The sequence below is a fragment of the Chelativorans sp. AA-79 genome (assembly GCF_029457495.1).
GTDB lineage: Bacteria > Pseudomonadota > Alphaproteobacteria > Rhizobiales > Rhizobiaceae > Chelativorans.
In genome coordinates this window covers 5255438-5277231 of sequence record NZ_CP120361.1, presented here as the reverse complement: position 1 = coordinate 5277231, position 21794 = coordinate 5255438, and the positions used below count along the sequence as shown (strand labels likewise).

Sequence of the window (21794 nt, the reverse complement as noted above, 5' to 3'; positions counted from 1 at the left end):
AATCCGGACGATGCCAAACTATGCTGCCTTGCGGATCCCCTGCTCGATCCGTCGGGCGAGCTTGCCTTCTTTCTCAAAAAGCCCCTCCGCCTGGCGCAGGCAGGCCTTGCGCAATGCCTTTTCCTCAGCGGCCAGGAGTTCCCGAAAGGCGCGGATGGCCTCGGGCGCAGCGATGCCTTCCTCTTCCCGCTGGAGGAAGGTCAGCATGACGTCAATGTCGTTGAGCTCGCCCAGCCTGTCCGCCAGGGCGTCGGCCTTGCGGCGCCTTCCGGTACCCACCGGCTGCAGCTTCTTCAGGAGATCCATATGCATGCGATGGTTCTTCATCGCCTTGCGCAATTCGTGGAAGTCATCCGCCTTGCCATGTTTGCGCGCTCGCCTGAGGGCTTTGCGCGCCTTCGTCACGACATCCTCCGCCCCGCGCGCGAGGAGCCGCGCCGCGGCGCGCGGCTCCCGCAGCAAGGCGAGGGACGCCAGAGCCTGCCTGCCTTCCGCAAGAGCGGCGAGCGCAGCCGGGAAGGCGACCTCCTGATGTTCCCGGACGATGCGGTCGCGACGTGAGACCAGATAGTCCCGAATGGCGGCGACATGGACAGCCGCCTGCGAATCGGACGCGGCGGCCAGGAAGCGGTCGGCTGTTTCGACCAGCGTATCGGCATCCCGCATCGGCGCCAACTCCCGTGCCAGATCCCGATAGCGGGTATTTTCCCGGTCATGGAACGCGGGATCCGCGCGGCGCACCAGTTTGATCAGCCCCCGCAACCTCTTCAGCCGCTTGCGAGCATCGTGAAGGGTTTCCTGACGGTCCTTCGGCGCGTTTGCAAGCCGGGTGGCTACGGCGTCGATCTCCTCAGCGGCAATGCGCCGGATTTCTGAATCGAGCGGCCGATCCTTTTCTATGCGATAGCTCATCGATCGGTTTCCGGCAGACCATGCAGTGCGAGTGAAGCATTGTAATAGGCGGGGTGACCCGTGACCTCCCGCCCCAGCCACGGTGGCAGGTCGGGTTCGGCGACCTCCGCAGCTGTCTCCAATTCGGCGAGCACGAGACCGGCGAGGGCGCCGCAGAACTCGTCCACCTCATAAATATGTCCGCCATGGGATACCAAATGGCGGACCTTTTCGACAACGGAGCCGAGCGAAAAGCGTTCCATCTCCCGGGCATCCTCCGGCTGAATAGGATATTCGAACTCGTCGCGCTCGCGGGCGGCGGAGCCGAGCTTCAGCGTGAGGATGGCCCTGCCTTCTTTCAGCCGCACTCGCAGGGAACGATCCTCCGCGGCGACGAGATAGAATTGCCGAATCGCGGCCGCCTCTTCTGCAGCCGCTCTCCAGCCATCATTGGACACGAGAAATTTGCGCTCGCTTTCCTTGGCCATGTCTCCCCTCCTGCGGGAATACAAGCCTGACCCGAGGTCGCGCGCAAGTGCGTTGACGTTGATCAATCACTTGATTAAAGGCGTTGTCGATGAATACAGTTTTCAGCAGTTACGATTTTGGAAGACCGGCGCGGCTGAGCGGCGCGGAGCGAACACGCGAGGCGTTGATCCGGGCAGGACTCAAACTTTTCGGTGAACAGGGCTTCGAGGCCACCTCGACGCGTTCCGTCGCCGCGGAGGCGAACGCGAACATCGGTTCCATCGCTTATCACTTCGGCGGCAAGGAAGGCCTGCAGACGGCCTGTGCGGAGTATATCGTCGAGACGCTAAGCGACGTTGCCGAACGCACGCTTGGAGACTTCGCCGGCCAGCAGGAGGTTTCCGCCTCGCCGGAGGAGGCACGCGCCATGCTCTGCCAGGTGGTGCGGACCATGGCAGGGTTCGTGGTCGCCGCACCGGAGGCGGGCGAGTTCGTTCAATTCCTGCTGCGTGAACTGACACATCCGACGGGGGTGCTCGACATCGTCTATGCGGGCGTGTTCGAGCCTACGCATGAAAGGCTGTGCAAGCTCTGGGAAGCGGCGACCGGCGAGTCCGCCGACAGCGAAGAGACCAAGATCGCGGTTTTCACCATCATCGGTCAGGTGATCTATTTCCGCGTCGCGCGGGAAGCGGTGCTGCGGCGCATGGGCTGGAGCGACATCGGGCGGCGCGAAGCCAATGCCGTGATCGAGCAGGCGACGCGGAATCTGAAGGCAGTCCTGGATGCCAGGAAACGGAAGAGCTGAGCACCCATCGTTCCACGGAACCGACGATCCGATCCAGCTTTCGCTTGTCATAGATTCGGACCGAGAGCCGCTCCCGCCTTTTCCCTGAAAAACCGGACATCCTCCGTTCGCCACACCCGAGAGAGCGCAGCTATCCTTGACGCCTCGCATGGCGCACCATAGTTTAGAATAATTCTAAACTAACTGGACCGTCCTCGTCATGTTCAGCCGTCTTTTCGGATTCAATCGCCGCTCCTTCTCTTCGCTCTCCGAACAGGAGGTGCTGGCGCTCGCGATTTCGTCCGAGGAGGACGATGCGCGCATCTACCGCGCCTACGCGGACGGGCTTGCAGGGGAATACCCGCATTCCGCGGCAATGTTCGAGGAGATGGCGGCAGAGGAGGACCGGCATCGTGGCGCGCTGATCGACCTGCATCGCAGGCGCTTCGGCAACCGCATCCCGCTCATCCGGCGCGAGCATGTGCGCGGCTATTACCAGCGCCGTCCCGATTGGCTGGTGCGGCCGCTGGGGCTGGGGCATGTGCGCGCCCAGGCCGCGATCATGGAAGCGGAGGCGCAGCGCTTCTATACCGAAGCCGCCAAGCGCACCCAGGACACCGACACGCGGCAGCTGTTGGGCGATCTGGCGGCGGCGGAGCAGAAGCACGAGACGCTGGCCGGGCAGCTGGAGCAGAAGCATCTCGATACCGACGCGCGCGAAGCGGAGGACCGGGCGGAACGACGGCAGTTCATCCTGACCTATGTACAGCCGGGGCTCGCGGGGCTGATGGACGGCTCGGTCTCGACGCTTGCACCGATTTTCGCGGCCGCCTTCGCCACGGGCGATACTTGGCAGACCTTCCTCGTGGGCCTCGCCGCCTCGATCGGTGCGGGCATCTCCATGGGATTCACGGAAGTCGCCTCCGACGACGGCGTGATCTCAGGCCGGGGTTCGCCGGTGAAGCGCGGCGTCACCACAGGCGTGATGACGGCGCTCGGCGGGCTGGGACACGCCCTGCCCTATCTGATCCCGCATTTCTGGACCGCGACGATCATCGCCTTCATCGTGGTGTTCATGGAACTCTGGGCGATCGCCTTCATCCAGAACCGTTATATGGACACGCCTTGGAGCCGCGCCACATTCCAAGTGGTGCTGGGCGGTGCGCTCGTCTTTGCCGCCGGCATGCTGATCGGCAACGCCTAGAGCCGTCCCTACGGCGATACTTCGGCCGCCATCAAAGCATCGAACCGATAGGTCGAGCTACAATGGCTAACGCCAGAAAGGCTGTGAACACTCGCGATGCACATCCTGCCGCGTGAGCCCGACATCGGCAAGAAGATGGTCGTCGAGCTCGGCGAGATGGCGCCGCTGGCGGTAGCGTTCGTAAAGGCGGGCTGCGCGGGCAAGCCTCGCAACGAAAAATTGCGTGATCGGCCGGCCGCGCCGCGACGGCTTCCTTCCCTCGGCGGCTGTGGTCTGCATGGCTTGCTCCCTTTCGGGCAAGCAATAGCAGTGGCCGCTCAAGAATGGTTCGTTTAGGATCGAAGTATGAAAGCAGGAACGGATCTGGCCCAGATCGGCAGCCTCGTCGGTGACCCCGCCCGCGCCAACATGTTGGCCGCGCTGATGGGCGGGACGGCGCTCACGGCCAGCGAACTGGCGCTGGAAGCGGGTGTGACTCTGCCCACCGCAAGCGCGCATCTGGCGAAGCTCACCGGCGGCGGGCTGACGAGGATGGCGCAACAGGGCCGGCACCGCTACTACGCGCTGGCCGACCAGAGTGTAGCGGCCATGCTGGAAAGCATCACGGGCGTTGCGGCGGCGTTCGGGCCGAAGCGTGTGCTGCCCGGACCGCGCGACAAGGCCATGCGCGAGGCGCGCGTTTGCTACGATCATCTGGCGGGCGAGATGGGCGTCACCATGCTCGACAGCTTCATCAGGAAGGGTCTCGTCCTGATCCGGGGAGAAGGCGTCGAACTCAGCGAGGAGGGCGCAGCCTATTTTGCCGCCGTCGGAATCGACCTCGACAAATTGAAAAGAAGTCGGAGACCGGTGTGCCGGACCTGCCTGGACTGGAGTGTGCGCCGGGCGCATCTGGCAGGCGGGTTGGGGGCGGCCGTACTTGACCGCATCCTGGCGCTTGACTGGGCGCGGCGCGAAGCGGAGAGCCGCATCGTGCGGTTCACTCCGATGGGGAAGCGCAAATTCCAACTGTTCATCAGGTAACTCCCCGCCCGCGATCGGCAACGGGCGGGGAGAATGTGCATATGGCCGACGGCGAAAGCTGAGCGCGACGCCCTCGCATTCGCTCGCGCTTCCGCTCTATCCGTCGTTCGCATGTGGCACCGGGTGATCCCACCCGCTGTAGGTCCTCAGTGGGCCGCCGCGCTGAGGTTGACGCGGCTTTCCGCGAGTTGCGTGAGCTTCTCGTCCGTCGCCTTCTCCTCGGCGAGGTTGCGCTTCAGGATGTCCGCGCAGTCGTTGTGGCCAAGCTCCTGCGCCCAGGTCACAAGCGTGCCGTAGCGCGTAATCTCGTAGTGCTCGACGGCCTGCGCGGCAGCGATGAGTGCCGCATCGAGCACCTGCGGGTCTTCCACCTCGCCGGCGATCTCGTTCGATTCCTCGATGATGCCGTCGATCGCCGGGCAATCAACGCCCTTGGGCTGCATGTCCATCTTTTGGAACACCTGCTCCAGATTCTGCACGTGGCCCTCGGTCTCCTTCAGGTGCTTTTCGAAACCCTGTTTGAGCTGCTGATTGCTGGCCTTTTCCATCATCTTCGGCAGGGCCTTGGTGATCTGCTTCTCGGCGTAGTAGATGTCCTGCAGCGTGTGGACGAACAGATCATCCATGCTCTTGATGTCTTTCGAAAACAGACCCATCGTTTCGTTCCTTTTTCTTTCTCTCGCGTTGCAACCGCACGGGGCTGTTCCCTCCCGCCGGTTTCGTTCACTAACGCCGACCGAGGCGGCTCTGTTCCATCGACAGCGGAGAGCGGGCGGCGCGCGCGATGTGACTTTTCGGACACAGAAAGAGGATCAATGACGGGCGCCACAGCGGCGCCAAGATCGCTCCCATTTTCCGCCATGGAGCAGTGGTCTCTGGGCTCACGACAAAGGGACATTCACCCGGCATTCATCCATTTTCGGTATGATGCGCTTCGGAGGGATGTCGAGAGCCAGGATACGGGGACCATGGGGTTCATCAAGTTGATCGTTGCCTGCGTGAAGGCCGTCCGCAACTTCTTAGCACCGCGCTATCATCCCGAGCGCCACTACATGCGCGGACCCGGCCCCGCCTGCAAGCGCCGCGAGGGCGGCAGCCGCTCGGCGCATGCCTGATTTCAGGGGCAGGGTTTGAGGACGACCTGGGTGCCGGACACCGCGCCGAGCGTGCGGCACGTACCGGCGGCGCAGAGCGTCCACGCACTGGGTGTCGCCCCCGAAGCCGCGAGGCGAAGCTCGGGAAGCGGTGGAAGCACCGGAACATAGATCCACCAGCCGTGTTCGAACCGTGCGTCGGGCGGCGGTTCCATGCCGGCCCCGGAGCCTTTGATGCGCGCCTCGACGATGGCAAAGCCTTCGGGTGACACCCGCCAGGTCTCGCGCCACTCCACCTTCTCCACGGAATGAGTCCAGGAGAGAGTGAAGAGGCTGGCGGCGACCATCGCGGTCTTGCCACCGGCAAGGATACAGAGGCTCATTCCACGGCGCCGTCCGGTTCGGGGCGGGATGGCTTCGGCCGGTCGCCCGCGCGCCCCGTGAGGAAGAGGATGCCGAGGAAAAGAGCGGAAAGCACGAAGCCGATCTCGTCCGTTATGGGAAGGGCGGCAACCAGCGTGAAGGCCGCAGCGGCGGCGAGCAGGCGCTCCCACCAGGCGAGCGGCCGGCGCAGGAAGCCTATGACGGCGCCGCCCCACAGCCCGATGGCGAGGCCGACCTTCAGCACGATGTAGGCGACGGCGGCTGGATAGCCGATCGCCTGGGCGAGTGGACCGCCATCCTGCAGCATGAGTGCGGGCGTGTAGACGGCCATGAAGGGGATGACGAAGCCGGCGGTGGCGACCTTTATGGCTTCCAGCGAGATCTTCAGGCCGCTTTCGCGGGCGATCGGGCTTGCGGCGAAGCAGGCGAGCGCCACGGGTGGCGTGAGGTCTGCCAGGATGCCGAAATAGAAGACGAACATGTGGCTGACGATGAGCGGCACGCCGAGCGCGAGCAGCGCCGGGCCGGCGATGGACGAGGTGATGATGTAGTTGGGAATGGTCGGGATGCCCATGCCGAGGATGATGCAGGTGATCATCGTGAGGACAAGTGACAGGAAGAGGCTCGACTGCCCCACCGAGACGATGAACTGGCCGAAGGTGTTGGCAGCGCCCGTGAGGGTCATCGTGCCGATGACGACGCCGACGATAGCGCAGGCGACACCCACCGGGAGAGCGGTCTTGGCACCTTCGGCAAGTGAAGCGCGGCAATTGGCGAGCGTTTCCCGGCCGCCCTTCACGAACAGGTTGGCAAGGACGAGGATGAGCCCGGCGATCAGGATGACATTGACGCCGAAGCGGAAGAAGCTCGCGGCCACGAGGCCGAGTCCCACCCAGAAGACGACCCGCAGCACATAGGAAGGCAGGCCCAGCGCCACCGACCCGCCGAGCACGAGCAGGACCGTGAGTCCCAGGCCGATCGTGCCGGCAAAGAGCGGCGTGTAGCCGGAGAAGAGGAGGTAGACGAGGGCGGCCAGCGGCAGGATGAGATACCAGCCGTTGCGCAAGGCTGCGGCCGCCGAAGGGAGCTCGGATTTCGGCAGGCCGTGCAGGCCGCGCTTGCCCGCTTCCAGATGCACCATCCAGAACGCGGACGCAAAATAGAGGAAGGCGGGGATGATGGCGGCCTTGACCACCTCGTAGTATTCGATGCCCAGCGTCTCGGCCATGATGAAGGCAACGGCGCCCATGACCGGCGGCATGATCTGCCCGCCCATCGAGGAGGTGGCCTCCACACCGCCGGCGAAGGCCGCGCGATAGCCGAAGCGCTTCATGAGCGGGATCGTGAACTGGCCGGTTGTCACCACATTGGCCACGCCCGAGCCGGAGATGGTGCCCATCAGCCCTGAGGAGATGACCGACACCTTGGCCGCTCCGCCCCGCGCATGGCCGACAAGACCGAGCGAGACGTCGGTGAAGAGCCTGATCATCCCCGCGCGCTCGAGGAACGAGCCGAAGAGGATGAAAAGAAAGATGTAGGTGGCCGAGACGTAGATCGGGATGCCGTAGATGCCCTCCGTCCCATAAGCCATGTGCTCGATCACCTGCTCGAAATCATAGCCGCGGTGGTTGAGTGGCGAAGGCAGGTATTGTCCCAAGAGGCAATAAAGAAGGAAAAGTCCGGAGATGATGGGCAGGGAGGGGCCCATCAGCACATAGGATGCGATGAATATGGTGGCGAGCGCCACGACGCCGAAGACAATGTCCAGCGTGGTGGGGTAGCCCGCCCGCAGGATCAGCGGTTCGTACTCCACGAATTGGTAGAGCGCCACGGCCACGCCGGCGAGCGCCAGACCCCAGGCGAAGGCCTTCACCGCCGGGCCGGCGTCTTTCGCCGAGGCCACGACGGGGAAGACGAGCAACATCAGGAAGCCGACGTGGAAGGCACGCACGATCTGGCTCGGCAGGTTGATGAGATGGGCGGCCGTGCCGATCTGGAAGAGGGAGAAGGCAACGGCGATCCACATCAGGAGACGGCCTTCGAGCGTGCCCCTGAAATCGCCGTGCGTGGGATCGTAGAGCTTGGCCGAGACGGCGGGGGGTGAGGCGTTCTCGGCGTCGCTCATGGTGTTTCCCATTTGGCGTGATCCTGGAAGGCAACCTGCAGCCGGCTATCCTCCCCGTGGCGGGGGAGTCAGCGGATTTGCAGGCTCAGCATCGCCAGCCCCCGAACCTACAAGGGAAGGGTCGGCACAACCGCTGCTCATCCCTGCGCGCCTTACAGCAAGCCCTCTTCCTTGTAGTAGCGCTCCGCGCCCGGGTGAAGCGGGACGGGCAGGCCTTCGGTCGCCTTCTCGAGCGAGATACCCTTGGCAGCCGCATGCGCGGCGGTCATCGCGTCGAGATGCTCGAAAAGCTGCTTCGTCATCTCGTAGGCCAGGTCGTCCGACACATCCGAATGGGTGACCAGGATGTTGGTGACGGCGAGCGTGGGCACATCCTCCGTCTGCCCTTCATAGGTGCCGGCGGGAATAGTCGCAGCCTGGAAGGGCGCGCCGAGCTTCTCCGCCACCTCCGCCGGCACCGCGACCATGGTGATGGGGAGGGAGACCGCCAGGTCCTTGATGGAGGCCACGCCGAGGCCCGCCGACTGCAGCGTCGCATCGAGCTGGCGGTTCTTGATGAGCTCGACAGATTCGCCGAACGGCAGGTACTCGGTCTGGGACAAATCGTCATAGCTCATCCCGACGGCTTCGAAGATCTGCCGCGCGTTGAGCTCAGTACCGGATTTCGGCGCACCGACGGACAGGCTCTTGCCCTTCAGATCCTCGAGGCTCTGGATGCCCGATTCCTCGGAGGCGACGATCTGGATATAGTTCGGATAGATGGCTGCGATGGCCCTTAACTTCTCGAGCTTCTGCGGGAAGCCCGCTTCTTCGTTGCCTTCCCAAGCCGCTTTGACGGAATCGCCCAGCGAGAAGGCGATCTCGCCCCGTCCCTGTTGCAGAAGGTTCAGATTCTCCACCGATGCCTTTGTGGACTGCACCTGCGTGCGCACGCCCTCGATGTTGTCGGCATAGATTTTCGAGAGCGCCACGCCCAGCGGGTAATAGACGCCGGATGTACCGCCGGTCAGCACATTGACGAATTCCTGCGCACCGGTAGCTGGCGCGTGGAAGCCGAGACCCAGCGCAATGGCGCCGGCAGCCAGATATTTCTTCTTCAGGCCGAGCATTGTGTTCTCCTCCGATATCCTCACCTGCACCCCTGGCGACCAGGGACGACACCACCGGCGAATTCCGCACGGTGGTTTGCACGTACCATAGCGACAAGCACGGAAAGTGGAAACCGCCACCTTGATCCGACTTCCGGCCAAGGCGGAACGCGCTCGCATTCGCCAGCGCTCCATTCTCCAGAGGATTGAGGGGCAGGAATCTCTTTGAGGCGGAATCTATTCCCGTGGAAGGCTGGCGGTGGAGCGTAGATACCCCAATGTCGCTTCTGCGTCGCCGGGTTTTCCGAACAGGAATCCCTGCCCGTCTTTGCAGCCGAAGGCCGCCAGCCGCTCGGCTTGGGCTTCCTCCTCGATGCCCTCGGCGACGACGTCCATCCCGAGCCCCTCGCACATGGCGAGGATGGCTCGGATGATATGTTCCGATGGGCGATCCTCCAGAAGCGAGGCGACGAAGGCACGATCGATCTTCAGCTTGTCGAAGCGGAAGTCGCGCAGCCGCCCCAGGCTCGATTGCCCGGTGCCGAAATCGTCGAGCGAGACGCGGATGCCCATCCGCCGCAGGTCGTCGATGATCTCCCCGGCGGAGGCCGGATCGCTCATGAGGCCCGTTTCGGTGATCTCGATCTCGAGCCGGCGCGGGTCGAAGCCGGTCTGTCTCAGGATGGACAGGATCTGCAGGCTCGTATTGTGGTCGACGAGTTGCGAGGGTGACAGATTGAAGGAGAGGAACAGATGCTGCGGCCAATCACGGGCGGCCTGCGTCGCCTTGCTCAGGAGAACCTGGGAGAGCTGGCCGATGAAGCCGCTTTTCTCTGCGATGGGAACGAAGACGACAGGTGAGACGGGACCCAGGTCACGGTCCGTCCAGCGCGCCAGCGTCTCGAAACCGACGATCCGGCGCGTGGCGAGATCGACGATGGGCTGGAAATGCGGTTCGACCTCGCCGGCCGCCACGCTGCGCCTCAAGGCCTGCTCGATGCGGGTGGTGCGCTTGGCGGCCTGCTCTATCTCGCAGGTGTAGACAATGACGAGGCCGCGGCCGGCGCGCTTTGCATGATAGAGCGCCGTTTCCGCCTTGCTGAGAAGGAGTTCGGCCGTGTCTTCCTCCGAGTAGAAGAGCGAGCAGCCGGCCGATGCGGAAAGCCGCGCGGTGCGGTCTCCGACATCATAGGGCGCGGAAAGAATCTCGATCAGCATCCGCGCCTGCTCCTCTGCCGCGCCTTCGCTGAAGACCATGGGGTGGAGAATGGCGAACTCGTCGGGGCCGATGCGCGCGACGGTCGACTGCGCGTCGATCGCCGCGCGCAGGCGCATGGCCGCCTGCTGCAGGATCTCGTTGCCCGCCGGATAGCCGAACAGATCGTTGATCGGTTTGAAGCCGTCGAGATCGAGGACGCTGACGGCGAAGGGCGCGGGATCATCCGCCCGGTCGGCAATCAGCCGGGTGATCTTGTTGAAGAATCGTCGCTCGTTCCCCAACCCGGTGAGCGGGTCGGTGAGGACAAATTCCTCCTGACCATACCCCCTGGTCATCTGCCCCGCAGCCATCGCGGATCGCATTGATTATTCCCGCTTTTTCACGCCCGCGGGGAGAATGTCGCGTAATCCTTTACGAAGAGTGTCCATTGCGGCGATTCCGTGGCAACCTTGTGACGGCCCGCGCCTGCTTGACAGGCGAGCGCCGGCGGCGTCATGTGCCGGCGCAAAATCGCCGCCGAAACCTGCCGGAGTTCACCTATGCCGCTCAGCGTCGCCATCCAGATGGATCACATCTCCACGATCTCGATTGCCGGCGACACCAGCTTCGCGCTGGCCCTGGAAGCGCAGCGGCGCGGACATCATCTCTGGCACTACACGCCCGACCGCCTTTCCCAGCGCGGCGACCGGGCGTTTGCGACCGTGGAGGCGCTCGCTGTCCGCGACGAAGTAGGCCAGCACTTCTCGCTGGGCGCGCCCGAACGCGTGGACCTTTCCGGGATGGACGTGGTGTTGTTGCGCCAGGACCCGCCGTTCGACATGAACTACATCACCACGACGCATATTCTGGAGCGCATCCATCCGCGGACCCTGGTCGTCAACGATCCCGTCTGGGTGCGCAACAGCCCGGAAAAGATATTCGTGACCGAGTTTCCGGACCTGACGCCGGACACTCTGATCACCCGCGATCCCAAGGAGGTGGACGCTTTCCGCAAGGAGCACGGCGACATCATCGTCAAGCCGCTCTACGGCAATGGCGGGGCGGGAATCTTCCATCTCCAGGAAGCGGACCGGAATCTCGCCTCGCTTCTGGAACTCTTCATGCAAATGTTCCGCGAGCCCTTCATCGTGCAGCGCTATCTCAAGGAGGTGCGCGGCGGCGACAAGCGCATCCTGCTGATCGAGGGCGAGCCGGTGGGCGCCATAAACCGCGTGCCGGCGGAGCACGATTCGCGTTCCAACATGCACGTGGGCGGCCGCGCCGAACCGACGGAGATCACCGAGCGGGAGCGCGAGATCTGCGCGCGCATCGGCCCGGCGCTGAAGGAGCGCGGCTTCGTGCTCGTCGGCATCGACGTGATCGGCGGCTATCTGACGGAAATCAACGTAACATCGCCGACCGGGCTCCGCGAGGTGAAGCGCTTCGGCGGAGCGGACATCGCTTCGCTGTTCTGGGATGCGGTCGAGGCGCGGCGCGGCTGAGGCATGCGCGGTGGACTCCCGTCGCCATCGCAACCGGACTATAACCTGCGCGTCAGCAGGTTCATTGAACGTTTTCCGTTTGATCCGGCCGTTATGCCTTCATAAACCCGTGACGTGTGATACCCGCCCGAAAGGCAGCATGCCCCGGTGCGGATTCCGCTGCGGGGCTGGGCGGGGCGGTGACATGTGCCGCACGGGCTGCACTGCGCACAACAGGGGCAAACCGGACCAGCCATGTCGATCAGCATAGATGGCGCGTCACGGGCCTATTCCACCGAAGTGGATAGCGTGCCGGACGCCGAGTGGGACGAGATCATCGGCGGTTTCGCCGACGCCCACCACGAACAGACCGCATGCTATGCCTCCAGGCATTGGAAGGGGCGCGACAGCCATCTTCTCCTGCGCGCGGGCGGCAGGCCGGTCGCCGGCGCGCGGGCGACGGTCTTCAAGCTCCCCCTCCTCGGCCGCGGACTGGCCTTCGTGCGCTTCGGGCCTTTCTGGCGTGCCGCAGGAAGCGAAGCCGACCCGCGGATCTACCGCGCGGTGGTGGAGGCGCTGGTGCAGGAATATGCCGTTACGCGCGGCCACTGCCTGACGATCCTGCCCCGACCGAGCCCGGTCCACCAGGAGCAGGAATATGCCCTCCTGCGCGAGATGGGCTTCGTGCGCCGGCGCGGGATGCCGGATGCCGAGCGCTACTTCGTCGATCTCTCGCTTTTGGAAGAAGCGCAAATGAAGAGCTTCAGCCAGAACTGGCGCTACAATCTGCGCCGGGCGCTCGGCAACGCGCTGGAAGTCCGCCTTTCCGAGACGCCGCAGGAGGCCGAGGCCTTTGCGAGCCTCTACGAGGAGATGGTCTCGCGAAAGGGCTTCGACAGCGCGACCCCCGTCCATATGACGCGCGCGCTGATGGAGGGACTTCCGCCGGGGCTGCGGCCGAGGCTGGCGCTCGCCTTTCACGAGGGGGAGCTTCTTGCGGGCGCGACGATCGGCCTGTTCGGCGATACGGCCTATTACATGTTCGGGGCCACGTCCGCCGCCGCCCTGCCGCTCAATGCCGGCTACGCGCTGCAGTGGTGGGTGATCGGCTGGCTGAGGGAGCGGGGCGTCAGGTGGTACGATCTCGGCGGCGCCGCACACGAGCCGGGGCTGCGCCACTTCAAGAAGGGCATGGCGGGAAAGAGCGGCCGGATCGTCGTGATGGACGGCGAATATGACCGCTGGGCGAGCCCGATCGGGCGGCTGGCCGCGGACGCGGTGTTCGCTGCCCGCCACGCGCGGCGCAGGATGCGCTACGGCGCAGGCTACGGCCGCCTCGCCAAAGCCTGACCGCCGGTCGCCGGTAGAAGGGTATGTTTTTGTTCGCTTGATGTTCTTGATCTGGTCCAGAGCTTGTGCTTTCATGCCGCATTATCGGCCGGTGGGGGGCCGAAGGGGGCAGGTCGAATGGTTTCGCGTGTGCGTACGATCGCGTTCGAGGGGATAGAGGCTGTTCCCGTCGACGTGCAGGTGATGGTTGCGCCCGGCAAGGTGGGCATCCAGATTGTCGGGCTGGGAGACAAGGCGGTGACGGAAAGCCGCGAGCGCGTGCAGGCCGCGCTGCACGCTTCCGGCCTGTCCATGCCGCCCAAGAAGGTGACGGTCAACCTCGCGCCGGCGGATCTTCCGAAGGAGGGCAGCCACTACGATCTGCCCATCGCGCTCGGCCTGATGGCCGCGCTCGGCGCGATCCCGGCGGATGCGCTGGCGGGCTATGTCGTGCTGGGCGAGCTTGCGCTTGACGGCACGGTGGCGCGGGTGGCGGGCGTGCTGCCCGCCGCGATCGGAGCCAATTCCATGGGCAAGGGCCTGATCTGCCCGCATGATTGCGGGCCGGAAGCCGCCTGGGCGAGCAGCGAGCTCGACATCCTGGCGCCGCGCAGCCTGGTCGCGCTCGCCAACCATTTCCGCGGTACGCAGGTGATGGACCGGCCGGAGCCGGCAATGGGTCCGCCGCCGGGTGCCTTACCGGACCTTGCCGAGATCAAGGGGCAGGAAAGCGCCAAGCGGGCGCTGGAGGTGGCGGCCGCGGGCGGGCACAATCTCCTGATGGTCGGCCCGCCCGGCGCGGGCAAGTCGATGCTGGCGCAGCGGCTGCCCTCCATCCTGCCGCCGCTCTCCCCGCGCGAGCTCCTGGAGGTCTCCATGGTCGCCTCGATCGCCGGGGAGCTCGCCGACGGCCGACTTTCGGACCGGCGGCCCTTCCGTGCGCCACACCACTCCGCTTCCATGGCCGCACTGGTCGGCGGCGGCATGCGCGCGCGTCCGGGCGAGGTCTCGCTCGCCCATCACGGCGTGCTCTTCCTGGACGAATTGCCCGAATTCACGCCGCAGGTGCTCGATTCGCTGCGCCAGCCGCTGGAGACCGGCGAATGCGTGATCGCCCGGGCCAATCACCGCGTGAGTTACCCGGCCGAAATCCAGCTCGTCGCGGCGATGAATCCGTGCCGTTGCGGCATGGCCGGCGAGCCGGGGCATCGCTGCGCGCGGGGCCAGCGCTGCCAGGCGGACTACCAGGCGCGCGTTTCCGGCCCGCTGCTCGACCGCATCGATCTGCGCATCGAGGTGCCGGCGGTCACCGCGAGCGATCTCATCCGCCCCGGCAAGGCGGAGGCGAGCGCTGCCGTGGCGGAGCGGGTGGCCCGCGCCCGCGCCGTCCAGAACGCGCGCTACGCCGCGCTGGGCCTGCCGGCCTCCGCCACCAATGCGCGCTGCCCTGCGGCTGTCATAGAAGAGGTCGCCGTTCCCGATGCTGGCGGGCTGTCGCTGCTTCGGGATGCAAGCGAGAAGCTGGGACTTTCCGCCCGCGCCTATCACCGCGTTCTCAAGGTCGCCCGCACGCTCGCGGACTTGGAGGGAGTGGAGCAGGTGGGCCGCATTCATCTGGCCGAGGCGATCTCCTACCGGATGGCCGGGGAGCGCCTTTCGCAGGCCGCCTGAGAACAGTCGGGACAGGGATCTCAGAAATTCTTACCCGGCCTTCGGCAGCACCGCGTCCACCTCGGCGCGCAGCGGGATGGCGGGTTGTGCGCCGGGCTTGAGGCAGGCGAGCGCGCCGGCGACCGCCGCCAGGCGCAGGGCGGGTTCCAGGGCGAGCCCTTCCGACAGGCCGGCGGCCAGATATCCGCAGAACGTGTCGCCCGCACCGACCGTGTCGACTGGCGTGATGGGAAACGCCGGCACGTGGAAGAATTGTTCAGGCGTGGCCGCCATCACGCCGTCACCGCCCAGGGTGACGACGATGACGCGCCCCGTCCGGCCGGCAAAGGCGCGCATCCTCTCCTCGCGGTTTTCGCCCGCCAGAGCCAATCGCGTAACATAGAGATCGAATTCGGTCTCGTTGGCGATGACATAGTCGGCCATTGCAAGGAAGCGGGCGGCATCGGCGTGGAACGGCGCGGTGTTGAGCAGCGAGACGGCGCCCGCTGCGCGGGCGGTCTTCAGCGCAGCCTCCACCGCCGTCAGGGAGATCTCGTGCTGAAGGAGCACGAAATCGCCGCGGCCAAGGCCCGCCGAAGCCACGTCTGGTGCCGAAACTTCGGCATTCGCACCGGGGATGACGGCGATGACGTTCTCGCCGTCGCCGCCGACGAGGATCATCGCCGTGCCGGTGGGGGCCGCCGTTTTCTTCACCTGTGTGAGATCGACGCCGGCCTTGTCCAGCAGATTCAGCGCCTGGCCGGCGAAAGAGTCGGCTCCGACGGCTCCGATCATGCGGACGGAAGCGCCGGCGCGGCGGGCGGCGAGCGCCTGGTTCGCACCCTTGCCGCCGGGCGCGGTGGAGAAATCGGTGCCCGGCACGGTTTCGCCGGGTGCGGGCAGCCTCTCCACGCGGGCGATCAGGTCGAGATTGATGGAACCGATAATGGTGATCACGAAAGGCCTCCCCGGCGCGATTCGGGGAGGCTAACGGGTTTGCGCGGGAGCGCAAGGAGGCATTCCCTTCCAGGATGCGTGCATTCCTCCGACGCGTCCTTCGCCTTGTGGCGACCCCATATCGGCAGGCAGGTGGCCGATGGGGACAACCACAGCCACCAGCAGAGCGGCCAAGCCGTCTCGGGAGGGCGGAGGCGCGCGAAGGACTCCGTCCTTTCCGTCTGAACAAACGGCATGGCGTCGCGGCAAAGGGGCGTCCGTATCAGCCCTGCCGCTGGAGCTGCGCCGCCTCCCAGCCGAGGATCGCGCGCTTGCGCGTCAGCCCCCAGTGATAGCCCGTCAGCGCGCCGGATTTGCCGAGCGCGCGATGGCAGGGCACCACGAAGGAGAGCGGGTTCGCCCCGACCGCCGCACCAACGGCGCGCGAGGCGGCCGGGCAACCGATCTCGGCGGCGATATCGGAATAGGCGCGTGCCCGCCCCAACGGGATCTTCAACAGCGCCTCCCAGACGCGCACCTGGAAATCGGTGCCGATGAAGACGACGCGCAACGGCTCGTCGGAGCGCCAGCGGGACGGCTCGAAGACGCGGGCTGCATAGGGCGCGGTGGCGGAGATATCCTCCACATAGCGGGCGTTCGGCCAGCGTGAGCTCATGTCTTCGAAGGCGGCCTGCTCCTCGCCCGGATCGGCGAACGCAAGGCCGGCGAGGCCCCGATCGGTCACCATCACCAGCGCGATCCCGAAAGGCGAGATGTGGTAGCCGTAGCGGATGGTGAGGCCGGCGCCGCGCGATTTGTACTCGCCCGGCGATATCGCTTCGTGGGTGACGAAGAGGTCGTGCAGGCGGCCGGGACCGGACATGCCGAGCTCCAGTGAGGTCTCCAGCAGCGGCATGCCGCCGTCGAGCAGCCGCCGCGCATGGTCGAGCGTGACGGCCTGCAGGAAGGCCTTGGGCGAGAGTCCCGCCCAGCGGGTGAAGAGCTTCTGCAGCCCCGTGGGCGTTTCGTCGAGCTCGGCGGCGAGCGCCTCAAGCGAGGGCTGGTCGCGATAGTCGAGGCTGATCTTTTCGATCACGCGCCGGACGACCTCATAGTCGTTGCCGACTGGCGTGATGTCTCGTTCGAGGATGGCGAGTTCTGCATTCATGACACTTTCTCCTTGAGCGCAATATGCGTGGAGAAAGGGCGCGTCTCCACCCGATTCTTGCTCGTCTTCAGCGGGTTTTCGCCGTGGCCAGCGCCTGACCGAAGGCCTCGGCGAAGCTCTCGCGGTCGGCCGGGTTCAGAAAACTGCCGAGAAGGACGCGCTTCTGGCGCATTTCCACCGCCATGTCCGTGATGCCGATCTCGGCATGCCGCTGCACGCGGAAGCGCGTCCAGAAGGGATTGAAGCTGTGCTCCTCGGTCTTGCCTGAGAGCGGCACCTTGCGGATGAGGAGGTTGGTGCGGGAGAGCGAAATCTCCTCGCGCACCTTGGCGGCGCGGTAATTCACGCGGAAGGCGATGTAGAGCGCCAGCACGTCGAGGCCGAAGAAACCGACGATCGGCCAGGCCCCCATGCTGAGGAAGATGGCACCCACGGTCACCCACATGAGAAGCATGGCGCCCATGAGGACAGCAAAGCCCGCCCGGCCGAGAGACCGGTGCGGCACAAGAAGCGCCTTGAAGAAAGGCACGTCTGCGGCATTCTTTTCGTCCATCACTCGGATTATAGAGGCGGAATGCAAAAGCCCAAGTCCCAAAATGCCGCCGCGAAGGCGGCGGCGCGCTCACCCGCCAAGCCGGCCCGCAAGAAAAACCCCCGAAAGGCGCTGACGGCCTACAGTCCCGAGCAGGTGGAGGAGATCTTCCGCCGCCTTCGCGTGCAGCGGCCGGAGCCCAAGGGGGAACTCGAATCCGTGAACCCCTTCACGCTGCTTGTCGCCGTCGTATTGTCCGCGCAGGCGACGGATGTCGGCGTGAACAAGGCCACGAGGCCGCTCTTCGAGGTGGCCGACACGCCGGAAAAGATGCTGGCGTTGGGGGAGGAGAAGCTCGGGCGGTATATCCGCACCATCGGGCTATGGCGCAACAAGGCGAAGAACGTGATCGCGCTCTGCGAGGCGCTCATCCGCGATCACGGCGGAAAGGTGCCTGAGGACCGGGAGGCGCTCCAGAGCCTCCCGGGCGTGGGGCGGAAGACCGCCAATGTCGTGCTCAATGTCGCCTTCGGCCATCCGACCATGGCGGTCGACACGCACATCTTCCGGATCGCCAACCGCATCCTGCTCGCGCCGGGCAAGACACCCGACGAGGTCGAGCGCGCGCTGCTCGAGGTCGTCCCGCAGGACTACCTTCTCCATGCGCATCACTGGCTGATCCTGCATGGGCGCTACGTCTGCAAGGCGCGCAAGCCCGACTGCCCCGCCTGCGTCATCGCCGATCTCTGCAAGGCGCCGGAAAAGACGACCGACGTGCCGGCTCCGCTCGTGGCCTGGGGGACGATCGAGCCGGGCCGCGAGGCAGAAGAGGCTCAGCTATAGCGCGCCATGACGGCGGCGAAGATCGGGATCAGCGCGAAAACAGCGATCTCCGCGCGCAGAAAGCGGCGCATGGCGGCGATCTCGGCATCGGGCACGACATAGCCTTCCCCGGAAGCGGCCCGGCTCCACTTAAGGATGCGCATGGTCGGTTTGGCGGAAAGGATGCCGACCAGAACAAACGCCGCCATCTTGGCCCAGAAGGCGTGGTTGCCGACATAGTATTCCCAGCCCTTGAGCCCGAAGACCACGCGGCAGACGCCGACGACGATGATCGCCGCCGCCACCACGCCATACATTCGGTCGACATGGGTGAGAATCCTGAGATCGCGCCCGGAAAGCCCTTTGCGCATCAGGACGATTTCGCTGACGAGCACGGCCGCGAGCATGAACATGAGCAGGTGGTGCAGGATGGCGAGCAGAAGGTCTGTGAGCATGTGTCCCCCAATGCTTGAGCTTCGGGATGCCTGCGGGAATCGGCATGAGCCCACCGGAGTCTGCACCCTTTCGGTTGAGCGGCAAGCCGGGATTTGGCAATCTGCCAGCATGGCACTGCAACGCGCGCTCAACCCCATGCCCGAGGACATCAAGACGGCGCTCGAGATGCGCGGCCTCATGGACACCTATCAGGCGCGTCCACCCTATCAGCGCAACGACTACCTGGGTTGGATCGCCGGTGCCAAGCGGGCTGAGACGCGCCAGAAGCGGCTCGGCCAGATGCTCGACGAACTTGCACGCGGCGGCGTCTATATGCGCATGCGCTGGAAGGGATAGGCGGACCAGTGGCTGCCGCTGGAGAAATCGGAACCGTTCAGGCATGGATCCCCGGGACAAGCCCGGGGATGACGAGGTGGAGATGTCTCCGCCAATCGCCAGCGTTGGCGATTAGAGTATCCCGAAAAGTGGATGCCGGTTTTCGGAAGAGATCATGCTCAAGCAAAGTTGGATCATGATGCCGATCCGACGAAACGGGATCATGATCTAGCCGCTCCTCCTCTGTATTCGTCATCCCCGGGCTTGACCCGGGGGATGCATGCCTGAACTTTGAAGCCTCACCGACGCTCGAGAACGACCGGCGTTGAAGCGCTTCTCTCCTCCCTCGCCGCGATCATCTTGTGCAGATGCACCATCATGGCTGCGGCGAAGAGCGGCGTGAGCAGGTTGAGGAGCGGCACGGCCAAAAAAGCGGCGATCACGAAGCCCGCGAGGAACACCGTGCCGGCATTGCGCCGGCGCAGGGTCTTGGCATCCGCCTCGCTGCGGAAGCGCATGGCGGCGAACTCGAAGAATTCCCGGCTGAGCAGATAGGCGTTGACGACGAAGAAGGCGATCAGGTTCACGCCGGGCACGAGGAGCAGCATCAGCGCGATGATGTTGCCGAGGATGACGACGCCGAGAAACTTCAGCGAGAGCAGGACCGCCGGCACGAGCGGCACCGCCTTGCCCGGCGGGTCCTGCGGATAGCTCTCCTTCTCCACCGCTTCGGCCACGTCGTCGAGGAAAATGCCGGCGACGGCCGCCGTGATCGGCGCAATCAAAAGCGCGAGCGCCAGTGCCAGCCCCACGCCAGCGACGATTGCCGCAAGCAGCCCGAGCCACCCCGCCCAGGCGGGGAGGCCGGGCAGGAGCGCGTCGAGCCACGGCATCGCGTAGATCTCAAACAGCTCGCGCAGGCCGAACCAGAGGGCGGCGAGGATAAGAAGGGTAAGCCCCAATGTCTTGAAGAAGGCGCCGCGGAAGGCGGGCGAGAAGAGCTGGCTGGCGGCGGCGCGCGCGGCGTCGAGGATCATGGAAGCCCTTTCATCGGCTGCAAAGGCCTGTCGCCGCGAGATAGGATGCTTCACGAGGCCGCGCAAGCGGTGCGCCGCACTTGCAAATCCCTGCCGAGGCGGTAAACCGCTCAACACCCGCCCGCGTCCGGCCATCCTGGAGTTTTCCCATGAGCGAATACGACGTCCTCTGCATCGGCAATGCCATCGTGGACATCATTGCCCGGTGCGACGATTCCTTCCTGGTGGAGAACGGGATCATCAAGGGCGCGATGAACCTGATCGAGGTGGAGCGCTCAGCGCTGCTCTACGAACGCATGGGGCCGGCCATCGAGACCTCCGGCGGAAGCGCCGGCAACACGGCGGCCGGCGTGGCGGGCTTCGGCGGGCGCGCCGCCTTCTTCGGCAAGGTGTCGAACGACGGGCTGGGCGATATCTACCGGCACGACATCCGCGCGCAGGGCGTGGCCTTCGACACGGCGCCGCTGCAGGGCCATCCGCCCACGGCGCGCTCCATGATCTTCGTGACGCCCGACGGCGAGCGCTCGATGAACACCTATCTCGGCGCCTGCGTGGAGCTTGGACCGGAAGACGTGGAGGAGGAGAAGGCAGCGGAGGCCAAGGTCACCTATTTCGAGGGCTATCTCTGGGACCCGCCGCGCGCCAAGGAGGCGATCCGCAAGACGGCGGAGATCGCCCATGTAGCGGGACGCGAGGTCTCCATGACGCTCTCCGACCCCTTCTGCGTCGACCGCTACCGCGGCGAGTTCCTCGACCTCATGCGCTCGGGCACGGTCGACATCGTCTTCGCCAACGAGCACGAGGTGATGTCGCTCTACCAGACGGCGTCCCTGGAGACGGCCCTTTCGGCATTCCGCGAGGATTGCAGGCTGGGCATCGTCACGCGCTCGGAGCATGGATCGATCGCGGTGACGCGCGAGGAGACGGTCGCGATCAAGCCGGTGCCGGTCGAGAACCTGGTGGATACGACCGGTGCGGGCGATCTCTATGCGGGAGGCTTCCTCTTCGGCTACACGCAGGGGCGCAGCCTCGCCGATTGTGGCCGGCTGGGCTCGCTGGCGGCCTCGCTCTGCATTCAGCAGATCGGCCCGCGCCTGCAGATCAGCCTGAAGGAAGCCGCCGAGCAGGCGGGCCTGTTGTAGAAACGTCTAGACGATTAGACGATATCTTCCGGGCGGCGGCCCGGGCGCGGCTTATAGCGCGGGAAGGTCCAGCCGAATTTGAGCGCGCCCCCGCGCACGAGGAAGGCGGCCAGGAAGGCGATGAGCGCACCTGCCATCGTCGGCGCGCCGGAAAAATCCGCTGCCGTATAGACTGCCGACCCCGTAAGGGCGGCGGTGATATAGATCTCGGGTCTGAGCAGCACCGACGGCTCGCCCGCAAGCAGATCGCGCATGATGCCGCCCACGGTGCAGGTCATCATGCCTGTCACAAGCGCAACAGCCGGGGATCCGGTCGCGGCAAGGCCCTTGGCGGCGCCTATGACGCAATAAGCCGAAAGCCCGACCGCATCGAGCCAGAGCAAGAGCTTGTAACGCGATTCCACCAGATGGGCGGAAAAATAGACGACGACCGCCACCACCGTGCAGACGACGAGATAGGCGGGGTCCGCCACCCAGAAGACCGGAAGATCCAGCAGCAGGTCGCGCACCGTGCCGCCGCCCAGGCCGGTGACGCTGGCGAAGAACAGGAAGCCGATGACGTCGAGCTGCTTGCGGGAGGCGGCAAGCGCGCCCGTGGCCGCGAATACGGCCACGCCGGCATAATCGAACAGGAGAATCGGGTTCATCGGCAGCCTCCCGCTTT

The 21794-nt window shown here is 65.3% G+C and carries 24 protein-coding genes; 10 read left to right on the top strand and 14 right to left on the bottom strand.

Annotation, left to right across the window (positions count from 1 at the left end; translation table 11 throughout):
* Positions 1-18: 18 nt before the first annotated feature.
* Positions 19-912 (bottom strand): CHAD domain-containing protein, encoded by an 894-nt coding sequence (locus PVE73_RS25730; protein WP_277364955.1) that lies wholly within the window; start codon positions 910-912, stop codon positions 19-21.
* Positions 909-1379, bottom strand: coding sequence for a CYTH domain-containing protein (locus PVE73_RS25725; protein ID WP_277364954.1), 471 nt, complete (start codon positions 1377-1379; stop codon positions 909-911). The genes PVE73_RS25730 and PVE73_RS25725 overlap by 4 nt, the downstream gene beginning before the upstream one ends.
* An 89-nt stretch (positions 1380-1468) precedes the next feature.
* Between PVE73_RS25725 and PVE73_RS25720 the strand changes: the two genes are divergently transcribed.
* Together PVE73_RS25720 and mbfA are read left to right on the top strand one after the other, a co-directional pair.
* Entirely contained in the window at positions 1469-2167 is a 699-nt protein-coding gene (locus tag PVE73_RS25720) for a CerR family C-terminal domain-containing protein (RefSeq protein WP_277364953.1), read from the top strand.
* Positions 2168-2366: 199 nt separating this feature from the next.
* Complete coding sequence (mbfA, locus tag PVE73_RS25715) at positions 2367-3350, top strand: iron exporter MbfA (protein WP_277364952.1); 984 nt, start codon at positions 2367-2369, stop codon at positions 3348-3350.
* A gap of 66 nt (positions 3351-3416) precedes the next feature.
* On the opposite strand, the gene PVE73_RS25710 is transcribed toward mbfA, so the two are convergent.
* Positions 3417-3629 (bottom strand): DUF1127 domain-containing protein, encoded by a 213-nt coding sequence (locus tag PVE73_RS25710; protein WP_277364951.1) that lies wholly within the window; start codon positions 3627-3629, stop codon positions 3417-3419.
* A 66-nt stretch (positions 3630-3695) separates the two neighbouring features.
* Here PVE73_RS25710 and PVE73_RS25705 point away from each other — a divergent pair, with 66 nt between their 5' ends.
* Positions 3696-4373, top strand: a complete 678-nt coding sequence (locus PVE73_RS25705) for a helix-turn-helix transcriptional regulator (RefSeq protein ID WP_277364950.1) — start codon at positions 3696-3698, stop codon at positions 4371-4373.
* A 146-nt stretch (positions 4374-4519) separates the two neighbouring features.
* Here the strand turns inward: PVE73_RS25705 and PVE73_RS25700 are convergent, their stop codons facing one another.
* On the bottom strand, positions 4520-5029 hold the full coding sequence (locus tag PVE73_RS25700; protein WP_277364949.1) for a ferritin-like domain-containing protein: 510 nt from the start codon (positions 5027-5029) through the stop codon (positions 4520-4522).
* A 312-nt stretch (positions 5030-5341) separates the two neighbouring features.
* Between PVE73_RS25700 and PVE73_RS25695 the strand changes: the two genes are divergently transcribed.
* The gene (locus tag PVE73_RS25695; protein ID WP_277364948.1) at positions 5342-5488 is read left to right on the top strand and encodes a hypothetical protein; all 147 of its coding nucleotides are present in this window, start codon (positions 5342-5344) and stop codon (positions 5486-5488) included.
* Positions 5489-5490: 2 nt separating this feature from the next.
* On the opposite strand, the gene PVE73_RS25690 is transcribed toward PVE73_RS25695, so the two are convergent.
* The 4 genes from PVE73_RS25690 to PVE73_RS25675 form a co-directional block, all read right to left on the bottom strand.
* Positions 5491-5850, bottom strand: a complete 360-nt coding sequence (locus tag PVE73_RS25690; RefSeq protein ID WP_277364947.1) for a DUF1850 domain-containing protein — start codon at positions 5848-5850, stop codon at positions 5491-5493.
* Positions 5847-7976, bottom strand: a complete 2130-nt coding sequence (locus PVE73_RS25685) for a TRAP transporter permease (protein WP_277364946.1) — start codon at positions 7974-7976, stop codon at positions 5847-5849. Before PVE73_RS25685 ends, PVE73_RS25690 begins: the two co-directional genes overlap by 4 nt.
* 152 nt (positions 7977-8128) lie before the next feature.
* On the bottom strand, positions 8129-9085 hold the full coding sequence (locus PVE73_RS25680; RefSeq protein WP_277364945.1) for a TAXI family TRAP transporter solute-binding subunit: 957 nt from the start codon (positions 9083-9085) through the stop codon (positions 8129-8131).
* A gap of 216 nt (positions 9086-9301) precedes the next feature.
* Positions 9302-10633, bottom strand: a complete 1332-nt coding sequence (locus tag PVE73_RS25675; protein ID WP_277367581.1) for an EAL domain-containing protein — start codon at positions 10631-10633, stop codon at positions 9302-9304.
* A gap of 189 nt (positions 10634-10822) precedes the next feature.
* Between PVE73_RS25675 and gshB the strand changes: the two genes are divergently transcribed.
* The 3 genes from gshB to PVE73_RS25660 all read left to right on the top strand — a co-directional run bounded on the left by gshB (position 10823) and on the right by PVE73_RS25660 (position 14743).
* Positions 10823-11764: a glutathione synthase gene (gshB, locus tag PVE73_RS25670; RefSeq protein WP_277364944.1), complete on the top strand. Its 942-nt coding sequence runs from the start codon at positions 10823-10825 to the stop codon at positions 11762-11764.
* A 234-nt stretch (positions 11765-11998) separates the two neighbouring features.
* Complete coding sequence (locus tag PVE73_RS25665; protein WP_277364943.1) at positions 11999-13093, top strand: GNAT family N-acetyltransferase; 1095 nt, start codon at positions 11999-12001, stop codon at positions 13091-13093.
* A gap of 117 nt (positions 13094-13210) precedes the next feature.
* On the top strand, positions 13211-14743 hold the full coding sequence (locus PVE73_RS25660; RefSeq protein WP_277364942.1) for a YifB family Mg chelatase-like AAA ATPase: 1533 nt from the start codon (positions 13211-13213) through the stop codon (positions 14741-14743).
* A gap of 30 nt (positions 14744-14773) precedes the next feature.
* On the opposite strand, the gene PVE73_RS25655 is transcribed toward PVE73_RS25660, so the two are convergent.
* The 3 genes from PVE73_RS25655 to PVE73_RS25645 all read right to left on the bottom strand — a co-directional run bounded on the left by PVE73_RS25655 (position 14774) and on the right by PVE73_RS25645 (position 17379).
* Positions 14774-15679, bottom strand: coding sequence for a ribokinase (locus tag PVE73_RS25655; RefSeq protein WP_277364941.1), 906 nt, complete (start codon positions 15677-15679; stop codon positions 14774-14776).
* Between the two features lie 262 nt (positions 15680-15941).
* Positions 15942-16826, bottom strand: coding sequence for a bifunctional helix-turn-helix domain-containing protein/methylated-DNA--[protein]-cysteine S-methyltransferase (locus tag PVE73_RS25650; protein ID WP_277364940.1), 885 nt, complete (start codon positions 16824-16826; stop codon positions 15942-15944).
* Between the two features lie 67 nt (positions 16827-16893).
* Entirely contained in the window at positions 16894-17379 is a 486-nt protein-coding gene (locus PVE73_RS25645) for a DUF2244 domain-containing protein (protein WP_277364939.1), read from the bottom strand.
* 21 nt (positions 17380-17400) lie between these two features.
* Between PVE73_RS25645 and nth the strand changes: the two genes are divergently transcribed.
* Positions 17401-18201, top strand: coding sequence for an endonuclease III (gene nth, locus PVE73_RS25640; protein WP_277364938.1), 801 nt, complete (start codon positions 17401-17403; stop codon positions 18199-18201).
* On the opposite strand, the gene PVE73_RS25635 is transcribed toward nth, so the two are convergent.
* The gene (locus PVE73_RS25635) at positions 18192-18635 is read right to left on the bottom strand and encodes a DUF2214 family protein (RefSeq protein WP_277364937.1); all 444 of its coding nucleotides are present in this window, start codon (positions 18633-18635) and stop codon (positions 18192-18194) included. The two genes, nth and PVE73_RS25635, sit on opposite strands and share 10 nt — an antisense overlap.
* A gap of 109 nt (positions 18636-18744) precedes the next feature.
* On the opposite strand from PVE73_RS25635, the gene PVE73_RS25630 reads away from it, so the two are divergent.
* Positions 18745-18972, top strand: a complete 228-nt coding sequence (locus tag PVE73_RS25630; protein ID WP_277364936.1) for a YdeI/OmpD-associated family protein — start codon at positions 18745-18747, stop codon at positions 18970-18972.
* Between the two features lie 278 nt (positions 18973-19250).
* On the opposite strand, the gene PVE73_RS25625 is transcribed toward PVE73_RS25630, so the two are convergent.
* Complete coding sequence (locus PVE73_RS25625; protein WP_277364935.1) at positions 19251-19988, bottom strand: sulfate transporter family protein; 738 nt, start codon at positions 19986-19988, stop codon at positions 19251-19253.
* A 149-nt stretch (positions 19989-20137) separates the two neighbouring features.
* On the opposite strand from PVE73_RS25625, the gene PVE73_RS25620 reads away from it, so the two are divergent.
* The gene (locus PVE73_RS25620) at positions 20138-21130 is read left to right on the top strand and encodes an adenosine kinase (RefSeq protein WP_277364934.1); all 993 of its coding nucleotides are present in this window, start codon (positions 20138-20140) and stop codon (positions 21128-21130) included.
* 14 nt (positions 21131-21144) lie between these two features.
* On the opposite strand, the gene PVE73_RS25615 is transcribed toward PVE73_RS25620, so the two are convergent.
* The gene (locus tag PVE73_RS25615; RefSeq protein WP_277364933.1) at positions 21145-21777 is read right to left on the bottom strand and encodes a trimeric intracellular cation channel family protein; all 633 of its coding nucleotides are present in this window, start codon (positions 21775-21777) and stop codon (positions 21145-21147) included.
* Positions 21778-21794: the final 17 nt, after the last annotated feature.

What these genes read in the sequence shown, in the direction of transcription:
- PVE73_RS25680 (WP_277364945.1), bottom strand. Translation starts at nt 9,085, where the DNA reads ATGCTCGGCCTGAAGAAGAAATATCTGGCTGCCGGCGCCATTGCGCTG.
- PVE73_RS25645 (WP_277364939.1), bottom strand. Translation starts at nt 17,379, where the DNA reads ATGGACGAAAAGAATGCCGCAGACGTGCCTTTCTTCAAGGCGCTTCTT.
- PVE73_RS25635 (WP_277364937.1), bottom strand. Translation starts at nt 18,635, where the DNA reads ATGCTCACAGACCTTCTGCTCGCCATCCTGCACCACCTGCTCATGTTC.
- PVE73_RS25695 (WP_277364948.1), top strand. Translation starts at nt 5,342, where the DNA reads ATGGGGTTCATCAAGTTGATCGTTGCCTGCGTGAAGGCCGTCCGCAAC.
- PVE73_RS25730 (WP_277364955.1), bottom strand. Translation starts at nt 912, where the DNA reads ATGAGCTATCGCATAGAAAAGGATCGGCCGCTCGATTCAGAAATCCGG.
- PVE73_RS25620 (WP_277364934.1), top strand. Translation starts at nt 20,138, where the DNA reads ATGAGCGAATACGACGTCCTCTGCATCGGCAATGCCATCGTGGACATC.
- PVE73_RS25710 (WP_277364951.1), bottom strand. Translation starts at nt 3,629, where the DNA reads ATGCAGACCACAGCCGCCGAGGGAAGGAAGCCGTCGCGGCGCGGCCGG.
- PVE73_RS25705 (WP_277364950.1), top strand. Translation starts at nt 3,696, where the DNA reads ATGAAAGCAGGAACGGATCTGGCCCAGATCGGCAGCCTCGTCGGTGAC.
- PVE73_RS25615 (WP_277364933.1), bottom strand. Translation starts at nt 21,777, where the DNA reads ATGAACCCGATTCTCCTGTTCGATTATGCCGGCGTGGCCGTATTCGCG.
- gshB (WP_277364944.1), top strand. Translation starts at nt 10,823, where the DNA reads ATGCCGCTCAGCGTCGCCATCCAGATGGATCACATCTCCACGATCTCG.
- PVE73_RS25675 (WP_277367581.1), bottom strand. Translation starts at nt 10,633, where the DNA reads ATGGCTGCGGGGCAGATGACCAGGGGGTATGGTCAGGAGGAATTTGTC.
- PVE73_RS25630 (WP_277364936.1), top strand. Translation starts at nt 18,745, where the DNA reads ATGGCACTGCAACGCGCGCTCAACCCCATGCCCGAGGACATCAAGACG.
- nth (WP_277364938.1), top strand. Translation starts at nt 17,401, where the DNA reads ATGCAAAAGCCCAAGTCCCAAAATGCCGCCGCGAAGGCGGCGGCGCGC.
- PVE73_RS25725 (WP_277364954.1), bottom strand. Translation starts at nt 1,379, where the DNA reads ATGGCCAAGGAAAGCGAGCGCAAATTTCTCGTGTCCAATGATGGCTGG.
- PVE73_RS25660 (WP_277364942.1), top strand. Translation starts at nt 13,211, where the DNA reads ATGGTTTCGCGTGTGCGTACGATCGCGTTCGAGGGGATAGAGGCTGTT.
- PVE73_RS25690 (WP_277364947.1), bottom strand. Translation starts at nt 5,850, where the DNA reads ATGAGCCTCTGTATCCTTGCCGGTGGCAAGACCGCGATGGTCGCCGCC.
- PVE73_RS25700 (WP_277364949.1), bottom strand. Translation starts at nt 5,029, where the DNA reads ATGGGTCTGTTTTCGAAAGACATCAAGAGCATGGATGATCTGTTCGTC.
- PVE73_RS25720 (WP_277364953.1), top strand. Translation starts at nt 1,469, where the DNA reads ATGAATACAGTTTTCAGCAGTTACGATTTTGGAAGACCGGCGCGGCTG.
- PVE73_RS25650 (WP_277364940.1), bottom strand. Translation starts at nt 16,826, where the DNA reads ATGAATGCAGAACTCGCCATCCTCGAACGAGACATCACGCCAGTCGGC.
- PVE73_RS25625 (WP_277364935.1), bottom strand. Translation starts at nt 19,988, where the DNA reads ATGATCCTCGACGCCGCGCGCGCCGCCGCCAGCCAGCTCTTCTCGCCC.
- PVE73_RS25685 (WP_277364946.1), bottom strand. Translation starts at nt 7,976, where the DNA reads ATGAGCGACGCCGAGAACGCCTCACCCCCCGCCGTCTCGGCCAAGCTC.
- PVE73_RS25665 (WP_277364943.1), top strand. Translation starts at nt 11,999, where the DNA reads ATGTCGATCAGCATAGATGGCGCGTCACGGGCCTATTCCACCGAAGTG.
- mbfA (WP_277364952.1), top strand. Translation starts at nt 2,367, where the DNA reads ATGTTCAGCCGTCTTTTCGGATTCAATCGCCGCTCCTTCTCTTCGCTC.